This window comes from Undibacterium sp. FW305-107, assembly GCF_058788535.1.
On sequence record NZ_JBYTAV010000001.1, the window covers coordinates 87,662 to 100,944 of the forward strand.

Annotated in this window: 16 protein-coding genes; 12 read left to right on the forward strand and 4 right to left on the reverse strand. The window is 53.5% G+C overall.

All coding sequences use genetic code 11. From position 1 onward, the window contains the following. Positions 1-373: 373 nt before the first annotated feature. Together AC3WQT_RS00370 and AC3WQT_RS00375 are read right to left on the reverse strand one after the other, a co-directional pair. Entirely contained in the window at positions 374-1,030 is a 657-nt protein-coding gene (locus tag AC3WQT_RS00370) for a YoaK family protein (RefSeq protein WP_492701133.1), read from the reverse strand. 120 nt (positions 1,031-1,150) lie between these two features. Continuing rightward, positions 1,151-3,001: an amidohydrolase gene (locus tag AC3WQT_RS00375; protein ID WP_492701135.1), complete on the reverse strand. Its 1,851-nt coding sequence runs from the start codon at positions 2,999-3,001 to the stop codon at positions 1,151-1,153. A gap of 298 nt (positions 3,002-3,299) precedes the next feature. Between AC3WQT_RS00375 and AC3WQT_RS00380 the strand changes: the two genes are divergently transcribed. The 6 genes from AC3WQT_RS00380 to AC3WQT_RS00405 all read left to right on the forward strand — a co-directional run bounded on the left by AC3WQT_RS00380 (position 3,300) and on the right by AC3WQT_RS00405 (position 7,872). Continuing rightward, the gene (locus AC3WQT_RS00380; RefSeq protein WP_492701137.1) at positions 3,300-3,770 is read left to right on the forward strand and encodes a YbaK/prolyl-tRNA synthetase associated domain-containing protein; all 471 of its coding nucleotides are present in this window, start codon (positions 3,300-3,302) and stop codon (positions 3,768-3,770) included. Between the two features lie 23 nt (positions 3,771-3,793). Beyond that, positions 3,794-4,288: a hypothetical protein gene (locus AC3WQT_RS00385; protein ID WP_492701139.1), complete on the forward strand. Its 495-nt coding sequence runs from the start codon at positions 3,794-3,796 to the stop codon at positions 4,286-4,288. Positions 4,289-4,347: 59 nt separating this feature from the next. Then, a complete protein-coding gene (locus AC3WQT_RS00390; protein ID WP_492701141.1) occupies positions 4,348-5,016 on the forward strand; it encodes an O-methyltransferase in 669 nt (222 codons plus the stop codon). Between the two features lie 136 nt (positions 5,017-5,152). Then, positions 5,153-6,247 (forward strand): SMP-30/gluconolactonase/LRE family protein, encoded by a 1,095-nt coding sequence (locus AC3WQT_RS00395; protein ID WP_492701144.1) that lies wholly within the window; start codon positions 5,153-5,155, stop codon positions 6,245-6,247. A gap of 124 nt (positions 6,248-6,371) precedes the next feature. Then, on the forward strand, positions 6,372-6,728 hold the full coding sequence (locus AC3WQT_RS00400; RefSeq protein ID WP_492701146.1) for a nuclear transport factor 2 family protein: 357 nt from the start codon (positions 6,372-6,374) through the stop codon (positions 6,726-6,728). Then, positions 6,691-7,872 carry a serine hydrolase domain-containing protein gene (locus AC3WQT_RS00405; protein ID WP_492701148.1) on the forward strand — a complete coding sequence of 394 codons (1,182 nt, stop codon included), beginning with the start codon at positions 6,691-6,693 and terminating at the stop codon, positions 7,870-7,872. Before AC3WQT_RS00400 ends, AC3WQT_RS00405 begins: the two co-directional genes overlap by 38 nt. Here the strand turns inward: AC3WQT_RS00405 and AC3WQT_RS00410 are convergent. Beyond that, a complete protein-coding gene (locus AC3WQT_RS00410) occupies positions 7,843-8,673 on the reverse strand; it encodes an alpha/beta fold hydrolase (RefSeq protein ID WP_492701150.1) in 831 nt (276 codons plus the stop codon). The genes AC3WQT_RS00405 and AC3WQT_RS00410 overlap by 30 nt on opposite strands. A 112-nt stretch (positions 8,674-8,785) precedes the next feature. Here AC3WQT_RS00410 and AC3WQT_RS00415 point away from each other — a divergent pair, with 112 nt between their 5' ends. The 4 genes from AC3WQT_RS00415 to AC3WQT_RS00430 all read left to right on the forward strand — a co-directional run bounded on the left by AC3WQT_RS00415 (position 8,786) and on the right by AC3WQT_RS00430 (position 11,524). Continuing rightward, positions 8,786-9,214, forward strand: coding sequence for a MarR family winged helix-turn-helix transcriptional regulator (locus tag AC3WQT_RS00415; protein ID WP_492701152.1), 429 nt, complete (start codon positions 8,786-8,788; stop codon positions 9,212-9,214). Positions 9,215-9,263: 49 nt separating this feature from the next. Next, a complete protein-coding gene (locus AC3WQT_RS00420; protein ID WP_492701154.1) occupies positions 9,264-9,839 on the forward strand; it encodes a demethoxyubiquinone hydroxylase family protein in 576 nt (191 codons plus the stop codon). A gap of 405 nt (positions 9,840-10,244) precedes the next feature. After that, the gene (locus AC3WQT_RS00425; protein ID WP_492701156.1) at positions 10,245-10,919 is read left to right on the forward strand and encodes a GNAT family N-acetyltransferase; all 675 of its coding nucleotides are present in this window, start codon (positions 10,245-10,247) and stop codon (positions 10,917-10,919) included. A gap of 2 nt (positions 10,920-10,921) precedes the next feature. Continuing rightward, positions 10,922-11,524: a hypothetical protein gene (locus AC3WQT_RS00430; protein WP_492701158.1), complete on the forward strand. Its 603-nt coding sequence runs from the start codon at positions 10,922-10,924 to the stop codon at positions 11,522-11,524. On the opposite strand, the gene AC3WQT_RS00435 is transcribed toward AC3WQT_RS00430, so the two are convergent. Further along, positions 11,521-11,919 (reverse strand): GFA family protein, encoded by a 399-nt coding sequence (locus AC3WQT_RS00435; protein ID WP_492701160.1) that lies wholly within the window; start codon positions 11,917-11,919, stop codon positions 11,521-11,523. The two genes, AC3WQT_RS00430 and AC3WQT_RS00435, sit on opposite strands and share 4 nt — an antisense overlap. A 108-nt stretch (positions 11,920-12,027) precedes the next feature. Between AC3WQT_RS00435 and AC3WQT_RS00440 the strand changes: the two genes are divergently transcribed. Together AC3WQT_RS00440 and AC3WQT_RS00445 are read left to right on the forward strand one after the other, a co-directional pair. Further along, positions 12,028-12,594 carry a GNAT family N-acetyltransferase gene (locus AC3WQT_RS00440; RefSeq protein WP_492701162.1) on the forward strand — a complete coding sequence of 189 codons (567 nt, stop codon included), beginning with the start codon at positions 12,028-12,030 and terminating at the stop codon, positions 12,592-12,594. 105 nt (positions 12,595-12,699) lie between these two features. Next, positions 12,700-13,191: a hypothetical protein gene (locus AC3WQT_RS00445; RefSeq protein WP_492701164.1), complete on the forward strand. Its 492-nt coding sequence runs from the start codon at positions 12,700-12,702 to the stop codon at positions 13,189-13,191. Positions 13,192-13,283 lie beyond the last annotated feature (92 nt).

Genomic DNA, 13,283 nt, shown 5'->3' on the forward strand with positions numbered 1-13,283 from the left:
AGTGGGGGTGTGATAAAGCTTGGCGTAGCCATGCAGGCTTGCTGGCCGTTTATATTTTTGAATGTATTTTTTATAATACAAAGTCCACTATACTCCTGATTCTTAAGTTTTTAACAATCAGGGGAAATATTTTAGTGATGCTTGAAATGACGTTGTGTTTTTAATACAGGTTGGGTAGCGGTGGCGGCGATACGTAGGTTGGGCCGGGCCTCGCCAGGCTACGGGTATCAGCCCAACACTGGGCCTAAGCAAACGTATACCTTGTTTAAACGCCGAGTGTTGGGCTGATAAACGTAGCCCAACCTACGAGGCTAAATGTTCTCGGCTAAAGCTACTCCTACAAAACACATGATCAAAGGTGCGGGCGTCAATCTCACTCAGCAAACCCAAACACCAAACACAAAATTCCCACCGGCAAACCCAGCGCAAAAAATCCTGCATACGTATACGCAAATGCCCCGCCCACTGCCCCCACGCCAAAGGCCAGCACCGGCCACAAGAATTTCCACAGTCGCGCCTTGGTACCTGCCACCGCACTGCCCCTGAGAATATCAACCAGGTCAATCACAATCTGGGTGACGTTGCCCGTCATCACGGTGGTAGGTGCCAGCTCTGTCCACACCAGGCGGCTGGCGGCGTTTTGCACGCCCATGGCGGCGGCACCGGCTATGCCTGCGACCAGCGGCAAGATGGCATCAGTGCTTTGCACGGGAGTAGATAAACAGCCCAGCACCATAAACACCAGCAAAAACAATAACTGCATGCCAGTCAGTGCACGCGCTGCAGATTTGCCGCTGGCCTCAAGCTTGACGGCGACGATGCGTGCCAGTGCCACTGCGAAGATAAACGCAGGAAAAGCCAGGAACTTGATCAGCACACCATGGCTGGGATGAGCCAGCTCGCTGCCGATAAGCACAAAGTTGCCGGTGACATGGGCGGTGAACAAGCCAAACAGGGCAACAAAACCCACGGTATCGACATAGCCTGCGGTAAAACCCAGGGCAATGCCCAATATGTGTTTGCTCGTCATGCGATAGCACCCTTGCTCAATAGATTTGCATCACGCCCATGCAACGCGATGCTGTTGAAAACAAACTGCGTCAGCAATAGCGCCGACGGCTCAATGCTGCAATGCTGATATTGCTTCGCTTTAAAACGCAAAACAACTGCAACCCAGCGCACCCCAGAATCCAGAAAAATCAGAGACCGGCACGTTCGCACCACGCGCCACATCATGCCTGTGCTCATGCACGCCACAAGCGCCACGGCACTGATGCGGCAATGTCGTTTTTTGCGTACCTGTTACCGCACGATAATGGCCGCTGACCTTGCTGACGGGCGACCAGTCAGGCAGCACCGGTATCGCAGGTGGTGACAAGGGGCCAAATTCTGCCGCGCCATAGACTATCTTGCCATCGACGATGGTGAGTACAGCTTCTATGTGTTTGATGCTCTCTTCATCCACGCTGAAATAATCGGCAGACAGCACGGCCAGGTCGGCGAATTGCCCTTCTTTGATCTGACCTTTCTTGCCCTGCTCATTCGAGAACCAGCTACTGCCCAGCGTCCATAACTCCAGCGCGGCATCGCGTGATAGTTGCGCATTGACACTGGCCAGACGCAAGCCGCCAACGGTGCGGCCAGAGACCAGCCAGTACAAAGCAGTCCAGGGGTTGTAGCTGGCCACGCGGGTGGCGTCAGTACCTGCGCCGACGGGCACACCCATCTCCAGCATCCTGGCGACAGGCGGGGTGGCGCGGGCTGCATCGGCACCATAGCGCTCGACAAAATACTCGCCCTGGAAAGCCATCCTGTGCTGGATGGCGATGCCGCCGCCGAGATTACGCACGCGTTCTATATTGCGTTCTGTAATTGTCTCGGCATGGTCGAACATCCAGTGCAGGCCATCGAAAGGGATGTCGCGGTTGACCTTTTCAAATACATCCAGCATACGGCTGATGGATTCATCATAGGTCGCGTGCAGGCGGAAAGGCCAGCGCTGGCTGACGAGATGGCGCACAACTTTTTCGAGTTCATCTTCCATGCCTGCGGCCAGATCGGGGCGCGGCTCCAGGAAATCTTCAAAGTCGGCGGCAGAAAACACCAGCATTTCACCCGCGCCATTGTGGCGGTAAAAATCGCTGCCATCGCCAGGCTTGATCATGCTTGTCCAGCGCTCGAAGTCTTGCAGTTCCTGCCCCTTGTTCTGGGTGAACAGGTTGTAGGCAATGCGTATGGTGAGCTGCTGCTCTTTGGCAAGCTGGTCTATGATGGCATAGTCTTCAGGATAATTCTGGAAGCCGCCACCGGCATCAATGGCACTCGTCAAACCCAGGCGGTTCAACTCGCGCATGAACTGACGTGTAGAATTGACTTGCAAGTCCAGTGGCAGCTTGGGGCCTTTGGCCAGGGTTGCATACAGTATCATCGCATTTGGTTTGGCGATGAGCATGCCGGTAGGGTTGCCCGCGGCATCGCGCTGGATTTCGCCACCGGGCGGGTTGGGGGTGTCCTTGGTGTAACCCACGGCCCGTAATGCTGCGCGGTTGAGCAGTGCCCTGTCATACAGGTGCAGGATAAACACCGGCGTATCTGGTGCAGCAGCATTGATTTCATCCAGCGTGGGTATGCGCTTTTCTGCGAACTGGAACTCAGTCCAGCCGCCCACTACCCTCACCCATTGCGGCTGCGGCGTACGCAATGCCTGCTCTTTCAACATGCGCAAGGCATCGGCCAGCGAGGGCACGCCTTCCCAGCGTAATTCGAGATTGTAGTTGAGGCCGCCGCGTATCAGGTGGATGTGCGAATCATTCAGGCCAGGGATGACGCAGCGCTTTTGCAGGTCGATGACTTGGGTATTGCCGGCCTTGAAGCGCATGACGCTTTCTGTATCACCAACCGCCAGGAACTTGCCATCCTTGATGGTGACTGCACCAGCGAGCGGCTGGCTGCGGTCCATGGTGTGGAACTGGCCGTTGTGGAGTATCAGGTCTGCGTGCATAAAAACGCCTTCTGTAAATTCTTAAATTCTGTCAATTCAAATATACCGTACGGCCCATGTGCGGCCCGCGTGCGGCCAGATCAGGTTCAATGCCAGCTGTAACCAGTTCAACGAAACTGATGATGCTTTACTTTCGATGTGCAAGCAGCAGTTTTGGCAAAGAATGCTATATTCTACTTTCTAACAATAACAGAAAATGCATGAGTTTTCGTGCATGCAGCTCATGCCACAAAAAACACCCGAACTTCAACAAAGCCGCCTGTAAAAAGCAATTTGATAACAAGCAAAAATGACCACCATGTTCGACCAATTAAAAACCCTGCTGCAAACCAATAACGCCCGCTTTCGCGTAGTTGAGCATTCCGCCGAAGGCCAGTCAGAAAAAGTCGCCGCCATACGCGGCACAGAAGTTGGCCAGGGTGCCAAGGCCATGCTATGCCAGAGCAAGGATGAAGCCGCAAAACTGATACTGGCAATCTTGCCGGGTGACCAGAAGATCGATTTCAAGAAACTGGCAACTGCCGTGCAAGTGAAAAAGACCAGCTTTGCAGCACCAGAAGCAGCCATGGAAAAAACCGGCTGCGTCATCGGTGCGATACCTCCCTTTGTGTTTTCTGATGAGATACAACTAGTGCTTGATCCTTCGCTGGTGGCACGCTATGCCGAGATCGCTTTCAACGCAGGGCGGCTGGATACCTCCATCATCTTGAATACGGAAGATTATCTGCGCATTGCAAAACCGATGCTGCATGATATTTGCGCGGCTTGATGCAATAACTTAGAACAAAACATATGCATCTATTGACACAGGCGCGCCGCCATCCCGACCTGATTGGGACATGGGCAGTTCTCACTTTTATTTGCAGTGCTGAGCATGCGGGTTTCATGATTTACTTGATCGCCCTACCCTGTCTTTTGTATGCCGTCATTCGATGCCTTTTCAACCTGCGTTCGCCAGAAGTGCGTGGCAAATACGTATTCTTCATAGGCCTCATACTGCTGTCGTCTACCATCGTGGCGGGCGTGCATGTATGGCGCCATCATCAGGCACGCGACTATGCGGATAATATTCTTGTAGAGCTGAAAAAGCATCAACAGCAACATGGGAAACTCCCGATCAGCCTGGATGAAATTCCTGCGCTGGCAAGCGATGGGAGGCGCCCGCACATGCTCTATTACAGCAACGACAAGGAAGGCCCATCCTTGTTATATGCGGCCACCTTTGTACCGTTTGAATCCTGGCATTATGATTTCAAGGAAAAGCATTGGGTTTATGACTATGACTAAATCTCTATGCGATATATACGCCACTGACAAAATTTTTCTCAAATCCACAAGGACATCCCATGCAACAAACCACCTGGACCACGGTTGATGATTATTTTTGTGAACGCCTGATCCCTGCCGACCCTGCATTGACTGCGGCCTTGCAAGACAGTGATGCGGGCGATTTGCCGCAGCATCATGTGGCCCCCAACCAGGGCAAGTTCCTGCACTTGCTGGCGAAACTGCAAGGCGCAAAGACCATACTGGAATTTGGTACCCTTGGTGGCTACAGCACGATATGGCTGGCGCGTGCCCTGCCAGAAGGCGGGCGTGTGGTGTCGCTGGAGTTCAGCCCGCACAATGCGGCGATTGCGCAAAAAAACATAGAACGCGCCGGGGTGGCACATTTGGTGGACATACGCATAGGCAAGGCGCTCGACACCCTGCCACAGCTAGAAGCAGAAGGCATACACCCATTTGACCTGATCTTTATCGATGCCGACAAACCCAATAACCCGCACTACCTGGAATGGTCGCTGAAACTCTCCCGTCCCGGCACCCTCATCATCGGCGATAATGTGGTGCGCAATGGTGCCGTGGCCGACCCCGCCAGCACAGATGCCAATGTGCAGGGCGTGCGCAGCTTCTTTGATTTGATGGCGAACAACCCGCGCCTGTCGGCAACAGCCTTGCAAACCGTAGGCAGCAAGGGATATGACGGGTTTTCCATGGCCTTGGTGATTGCCTAGCGTTTGATAAACCATGGATCAGTAGGGTGCGTTGTAACGCACCGTTTTTTGCATCCGCGTGGATTGTGAAGATGGTGCGAACGGCGCACGCTACTAAGATATTCGCTACCAACATCCTTACTCAATGTCGCCCTACATGAAGCGTACTGTCGCAATGACACTCCCTCTCATCCTTGCATTTGCCGCCTACCTCGGCCTGAAGCCAGTCCCCATAGAACCAGTTGCCTGGCAGGCACCAATAGCAGCGGGCTATACCGGTGTGCATGCAGTCAACAGCAAACTGCAAAGCTTGCACACGATAGACCTGCCCGGCGAAGTGGGGCCAGAACACATAGTCACGGGCCCGGATGGCAAGCTCTATACTGGAGTGGAAAGCGGTAAGATTTTGCGCATGCAGGCCGATGGCCGTGCGCAAGAGATATTCAGCAGCACCGGCGGCAGGCCCCTGGGCATGGCATTTGATGCAGCTGGCAAGCTGATCGTGGCAGACGCCTTCAAGGGTTTATTGTCCATCGCTGCTGATGGCAGCATCACGGTCTTGCTGGATATCGTTGAGGGCGGGCCTGTCCATTTCCCTGATGCTGTCGTCATCGCCAAAAATGGGAAAATCTATCTGACCGATTCATCCACCCGCTTCACCCCAAAACAATGGGGCAGCACGACCGAGGCTGCCATGCTGGATATCTTTGAACAATCATCAACCGGGCGCGTATTGGAATACGACGCGCCAAGCAAGACCGTGCGCGTGGTCGCACAAGGCCTGAGTTTTTCCAATGGCATTGCACTCAGCAGTGACGAAGCCAGCCTGTTCGTCAGTGAGAGTGGCAAATTCAGGGTCTGGAAAATCGCCATTGCAGCTGAGCGGCTGGACGTATCAGTAGCTTCGCCACAAGCCACCATCTTGTTCGAGAACCTGCCCGGTTACCCTGACAATCTCATGCGCGGACAAGACGGCAAGATATGGCTGGGCTTTGCCGGCCAGCGCAACTTTCTGGACCAGACTGCACAACGCCCTTACCTGCGCAGCATGGCCTTGCGCATCCCGCGCATGCTGTGGAAGTTACCAGCCCCTTACGGCCATGTGATTGCCTTTACCGAAGACGGCAAGATCATCGCCGACCTGCAAGACCCCAGCGGTGATTCACCGACGGTAACAGGGGTGACGGAGACAACAGACAAGCTGTACATTCACAATGTCAGCGGCAAGGGGCTAGGGTGGGTGACGAAATAATTATTACCCCATTGGATTCCGCAGTGCTGGCGTGGCATTCCCCAATCCACTTTTTGACGTGTATGATGAAAAGCAGTGATTGATCAGACATGATCATCATTAATGATATGCAAAAGGAGGCACGATGCTCAACGATACTTTCTTCCAGAAGTTTACCAGCGAATGGCTGGCTGCCTGGAACACGCATGATCTTGAGCGCATACTCAGCCACTATGATGATCACTTTGAATTCTCTTCGCCAGTGCTGGCGCGGGTCAGCCCGGCGTCAGGCGGCAAGCTCAAGGGCAAGGATGCGGCGCGTATGTACTGGAGCCGCGGGCTGGCAGCGCGGCCTGATTTGCACTTTGAATTGATTGCTCTGCTCAAGGGTGTGAACACGGTTGTCATCCATTACCGCGGGCTTGATCATAAGCTTTGTGCAGAATTTTTTGTCTTTGGCGCTGATGGAAAAATCCTCAGTTCGCATGCACATGGTGAATAAATTGATCGTCCTGCTGCTGACATCGGCCAGCCTGCTGCTTGCACAGACCGCGCCAGCTCTTGCGGCTGAAGCAAAGACCGGGGCACAACCTGCAAAGGCTGAGATAGCAGCACAACTCCAGCAACTCGTCAGCCAGTACCAGGTCTGCTCAGCAGCGCTGGTCTATATCAAAGGTGGGCAAATACAGGAACCGTCTTTTGCCCAAGGCTGTGCAGATGCCGCCATGCCTGATGCACGCAGTATCTTCCAGGCGGCATCCCTGGGCAAACCGGTATTCGCGTACGCGGTGCTGGGCCTGGCTGCACAAGGCAAGCTGGCGCTGGATGAGCCGCTGATGCAGTACCTGCCACAAGGTTATCTGCATGCAACGCGGGCAGGTGAGATCAATAGCCCGCAAGAACTGGTCACTGACCCGCGCTTGCAAAAAATCACTGCACGCATGGTTTTGCAGCACATGGCAGGCTTGCATAACTGGTCTAGCGGCAAACTGGAATTTCAATCCGAGCCGGGTACGCGCTGGCAATATTCTGGTGAAGGCTTCATGTTGCTGCAGGCTGTGGTCGAATCCATCACTGGCATGGGTTTGGAAGCCTGGATGCAGCAGCAAGTGTTTACGCCATTGGGCATGCTGCACAGCAGTTATGAACCACCCAGGGAATGGCAGAATCAGCTCGTCACTGGCAGCATACAGGGCAAAGCCCTGCCCTTGCGCCCGGCACGCAAAGCTGTAGCCGCGGCCAGCCTGCACACCAGTATCAGCGACTATGCACGCTTTGTGCAGGCGGTGTTGAAGGACACCAGCCTGCAAAAACAGATACTCGATAAACCTGTCATGGCAAACCAGCGCAGCAAGATTGAGTGGGGCCTGGGCTGGGGGCTGAGCTGGGGAACAGGCCGCACCGCTACGGCAGAACCTGCGCCACTGTTCTGGCACTGGGGTAACAACTACGGCTACCGCGCCTTTGTCATCGCTGCGCCGCTAACTGGCGATGGGATGATATTGCTGACGAGTGGTGACCAGGGCTTGAAACTGGCAGAAGCATTGACGGCCAATGTGATCCCCGGTCAACTGAGCCTGTTTCAATTTCCTCTACTGGGGCTGAAGCCTGGACTTTTATGCCAGGTCGTGGGTATCTGTGGATGATGGACTGATACTTTCATTGTTCGCCCCGATGAAATCATCAATGATGGCAAAGGTTTTTACCGCCTGCTCAAGATGCGGCAAATGGCCTGCCAACGGTACGGGTACAAAACGGGCGCTGGCAAAAGCGTCTGCATAGGCTTGCCCGTACAGGGTCGTGACTACCCTGTCGCTCGTGCCCCATGCCACCAATACCGGAATAGTTATCTGCCTGAGTCGCCCGCGCAATTGCGGGTCATGCATGAAGGGTGAGCCAGCGATGATGCGCATGGTTGCCATATTGGCGCGCTGCATGGCCTGTTGCTCTGCGGACAGGCTGGCGGGATCGGTAAAGAATTTATCTGGCTCATGGAAGGCATGTTCAGCCAGACCGCGCGGGCCAAGCACGTAGGGATCAGCAATAGGCTGGCCTTCGACATGAATGCCAACAGCATTCACCAGGATCAAACTGCTAATGCGTTTATCGACATCATGCAGGGCCATTTCCGAGGCAATCCAGCCGCCTATCGATGAACCGATGACGATCACATTGCGCAGGTCAAGTTTGTCCAGCAAGGCCAGATAGGCTTTGGCCAGATCGGCAACCGTTTGCATATCATCCGGCCTTGCTGTGCCGTTCCAACCGGGGTGGGTGGGCAAGATCGTGAATGCGCTGGCTGACAGATGGCGGGCAATGCCAGCCACGGTAGCCATGCCGCCACCGCCATGCAAGATCAACACAGGCCGCCCCTGGCCTGCCTGTTCAAAGTGCATGGACAAACCGGGGCGCAAGTCTGCAATATGGGTTTCTGAGGTGTATGACATGGTTGTCTCTCCAATTTTGAATCAAGGCGCATTATATGCACATATTTATATAAACATATTGATATAAATCTGGTTATATCAGTATATTTAGACTTTATGCTAGACTGGTCAGATGTTAAATCACATCCAACAACTGGGCAGGGCCGTCAAGCAAGCCCAATACCGCCAGCACCGCGCCCTGGAAACTGCCCTGGCAGCTGCCGGCACCACACTGGCCCAATGGGATGCCTTGCGCGCCATAAGCCACACGCCGGGCGCATCATCGCATGATCTGGCCGTTGCCACTTTCCAGACTGACCAGGCTTTTGGCACACTGGCCAACCGTCTGGTAGCACAGGGCCTGATAGAGCGCCGCGCAGGCGAAGGGCGGCGCATAGAACATTTCCTGAACAAACAAGGCGAACGCATACTCGCCGCTGCGAATGACATCGCCACGCAGGTGCTGAGCAACAAATTTGCGGTCCTTAATGCAACCGAGCAAAAGCAATTGCTGAAACTATTGACGCGACTGGTGGAAGCAGACGAGGGCGACTTGGGCTAAGATAGTTGGCAATCCTCATCGATGGAAAAACATCTCAGGCGACGCCACCATGAACAATAGCAAACTGCGGTCTATCAAAAAGAACATCACCCATCCTGCGGCCAAGCCTGTAGATGTAAACGCAAACAGCATATTGAAAGTCAATCATGCCGGTGAACACGGTGCCGTCCATATTTATGCCGGGCAAATCCTGATAGCCCGTTTCACCGCCCCTGCCATGCTGGCTGAATTGCGCGAGTTTAAAGCGCATGAAGAAAAACACCGCGCCCTGTTCGCAGCAGAATTGCAGCGCAGGGAATGCAGACCGTGCCGCAGTGCTTTTTTATGCGCGGCGGGTGGTTTTGTACTTGGTATTGTCACTGGCCTGTTTGGCCGCCACGCCATTGCTGCTACTACGGTAGCGATAGAGCGCGTCGTCTTGCGGCATCTGCAAACACAACTCACTATACTGACCTCTGTAGACGAAGCGGCAGTGAAGGTCATTGCTGCCATCGTCGCAGAAGAACAATTTCATCATGATCAATCTGCTGCGCATCTGGATAAATTGACTTTGTGTAGCAAGTCCCTGCAGGCCCTGGTATCTGGTGCCACCGAAGCCGTGATCTGGACTGGGATGCGCGTTTAGGACGATAGGACAACAGGACACTAACAGGCGCATGCGTGATACGGGCAATGATCGAACTTGCACAAGCCTGTATCAGATCAAGCAAAAAAAAAGGGGCAGCCGGGCAAATGATAGATGAGCCTGTCAGTTTACCCGCAACAATACCTGCCATCTTCATCATTACCCATCACTCATTACAGGGATATGGAAAAACAAGCATATAACCCGGTTTTACCTATGATAATGCGATCTGCTACAGCCTGATAATCTCGACAAAGCGCCTGAACAGGCAAGTCTGGCAGGCTTACAAAAACCAATTTAAATTAACTGTTTGACAAATAGTTGATATATTTACTTAAAAGCAACATAATGCAGTAGAGTTGCTTTTTTGAATATATAATTAATTTGATTCAAGCAGAGGCGAACATGCACAACCCTACTTTCATCAGCAATACCGCAGGCGGCGCCGACAAGACTGACCAGCTGCTCAGTGCCTGGGCGCATGGATGGACGATTTCACGCGGCACCGATGCCCCAATTCCATTGGCAGATTTTGGCTATCGCATACAGGTAGGCCTGCCCGGCCATCTTGAGCGTTATGTCCTGCAAGGCCACGTACTGAGCGCCATACAAAAACTGGCACAAGAGCTGGACACACCCGATACCTGGCTCAAGGTGTGCGCGCCGCACAGCAGCGTGGCCCCAATGCTGCCTTCACGCTGGACAATCAAACCCATTGAATACCTGATGACAAAGCCCATCGAAACTACGGTGGTCGCCATGCCCGATGCCTATGACATCAGCCTGACATTCGATGGTGATGCCGTCACCGCACGCGCCTGCAGTTGGGAAGGCCATCACGCAGCCACGGGCCGCATGGCCATCTTCAAACAGTATGCGGTCTTTGACCAGATCGTCACCGAACCGGCACACCGTCGCCGTGGCCTGGGTAACGCCATCATGCAAAGCCTTGCTAACTATGCCTGCAGCAAAGACGCCAGCATCGGCGTGCTGGTTGCCACCGACGAAGGGCGTGCGCTATACACTGCGATGGGTTGGACGCTGGCTTCAGAAATGACGGCGGCAGTGCTGGTTGAGTAAAGATGGCAAAGGAGTTGAAGCAGCTTGCTTCCAGCGACTTGCTAGTAAGCGATGCACTGTATTTCGGCCAGCGTGGGCCAGATGGCCTGGCGGCAATCCATATTCGTGTCAGCGTACTTATTGCTGGCGAAGAACATGACACCAGCATCAGGCTGGATCACATCCCAGGCCTGGGTGCTAACCCGCGCAAGCTGGCTGGCCGGCATTTTACATTTCCAGTCAATCCGGCAGAAGGCTATATCGACGGGTCCGTCTATCTGCATGGCAGGCATCATCCCGTTGATGTCACTACCCTGAATTTTGGTCAGGATTTTGGTGCTGATTCTGGTACCGGGCATGCCACGCAAATGCCGCTGGAAGTTGAAGGTAGCATACTGCTGGAAGAACAGGCACAGCCACTGGCATTGCGCTTCGTCGCCCCCTTGCAGTTGCCGCTAACGCCCACCGCCCTGCAAGCCCTGCTGGAACAGGGGCTGCGTGATACTGCTGCCAATTCCCCAAAAGACATGGGACGGCTGATGGCTTATTTTAAACAGCAGTTGCATTATGAAGAGCAAATCGCAGACATGGCAGTGTTGGCAAAAATGCGGCTACAACAGCCTTAAAGGTAACTAACTACCTCCGGCGGTGTGTCCCAATTATCATTGATGCCGTCTACATAGCTGACCGGTGCCTGCGCCAGCTCTGCGACGGTGATGTCATCAAGACAGCTGACACTGACGCCATAGAATTTACCGCGTCTGGGTGAATGGGCGATGCCAAACGGGCGCACGCCACAATGTTTGCAAAAGAAATGTTGTTCATTCTTTGCGCCGAATTGATATTCAGCCAGATCAGCCTCACCCGCCAGCAGGCGAAAAGATTCTGGCTTCACCGCTGTTGCCCAGCAGCGTATCTTCAAACAAAAACTGCAGTTGCAACGCATGGTACCGTCCGCCAGATTAATGTCTGCTTCAAAACGTATGGCTTTGCAGTGGCAACTGCCGTGGTAGGTTTTCATGATGTTTTATTCGTGTATACGAGCTGTTATTGTACACAGACTTTCCTGAAGTGCAGTCCACCCATACACGGTTATAATCTGCCTACTTTCCACAAAGGAGCCCTGATCATGCCTGCCTTTAACCAAGTTACACTAGACACCCTGCGCCTGCACCTGCGCCCCCTGTGCATGGACGATGCCGCCGCCATCCTGCGCATGCGTTCCAAACCAGACGTGATGCGCTACATGACCACAGCACCGTGGACAGACATTGCCCAGGCAACTGGCATGGTAGAACGTGACCAGGCCGCCATGGTCAGGGGCGACCTGTTGCGTCTGGCCATGATACGCAAATCAGACCAGCAGTTTATAGGCAGTTGCATCCTGTTCCACTTTGACGAAGGCTGCCGCCGTGCCGAAATCGGTTACGACATGGACACCACCTTCTGGGGCCATGGCTATATGCACGAAGCCCTGGTCGCCCTGCTCGATTATGGCTTCAATGAACTGAACATCAATCGCGTAGAGGCTGACATCCACCCCGACAATGTCAATTCTGCCCGCTCGCTGGAAAGACTGGGCTTCATCCGCGAAGGCTACTTGCGCGAACGCTGGATCATTGATGGCGTAACGTCGGATTCAGCCTGGTATGGTCTGTTGCACAGTGATTGGGTCAAGCGGGGTGAGGCCCGTTAAATTAGGCTTGCATGCGCAGCATCAAGACATAGACTGAGTATCCTGCGCAAACGCCCAATGATCAATGACAAGCGGCGAATATCACTCTCACTTTGATTAGATCAAATGAACCACTACTATCCTTGCTGGTATCGCCTTGCAGGCAAAGATGCTTACCTGTTGTGGCATGACTCACCAAAAAATCACGTCGCCACAGATATCTTTAAAAGAGCGCTGCACTTTAAAACCATTGCAGAGATTGAGAATTACGCCCATCAACATGGATTGAACCTGCAGGTCAATGACCCCGCGCTGTTTGACCTTGATGCAATGACCGCAGACTTGCCAGGTGCTATAGAGACATCGGCGGCCTGTCAAAACATGCTGAGCGCATGGAATTTGTTTGATGATGTAGCCCGCTCTTGCAACCAACGGTTCGACCGTAACCAGCGATTAACCAATCGTATTTATCTCAAGTTGGTATGGGGAAGTAATTTGCCTGCGTTGACACCCTTCAATAAAGAATATCTACCCGTCTGGACAAAGGGCCAGTTAAAAATTATGCGCAAGACCCTACGTAAGGGTTTGAGGCTATTTAAAGAATCCGCCGTTACTTAGTTTTCACCAACGTACAGCACTCCGCAGGGCCGTATAGGGTACGCAACTACGCGCCGTATGGATATCCGCATGTATATACCTGCTTTAAGGGG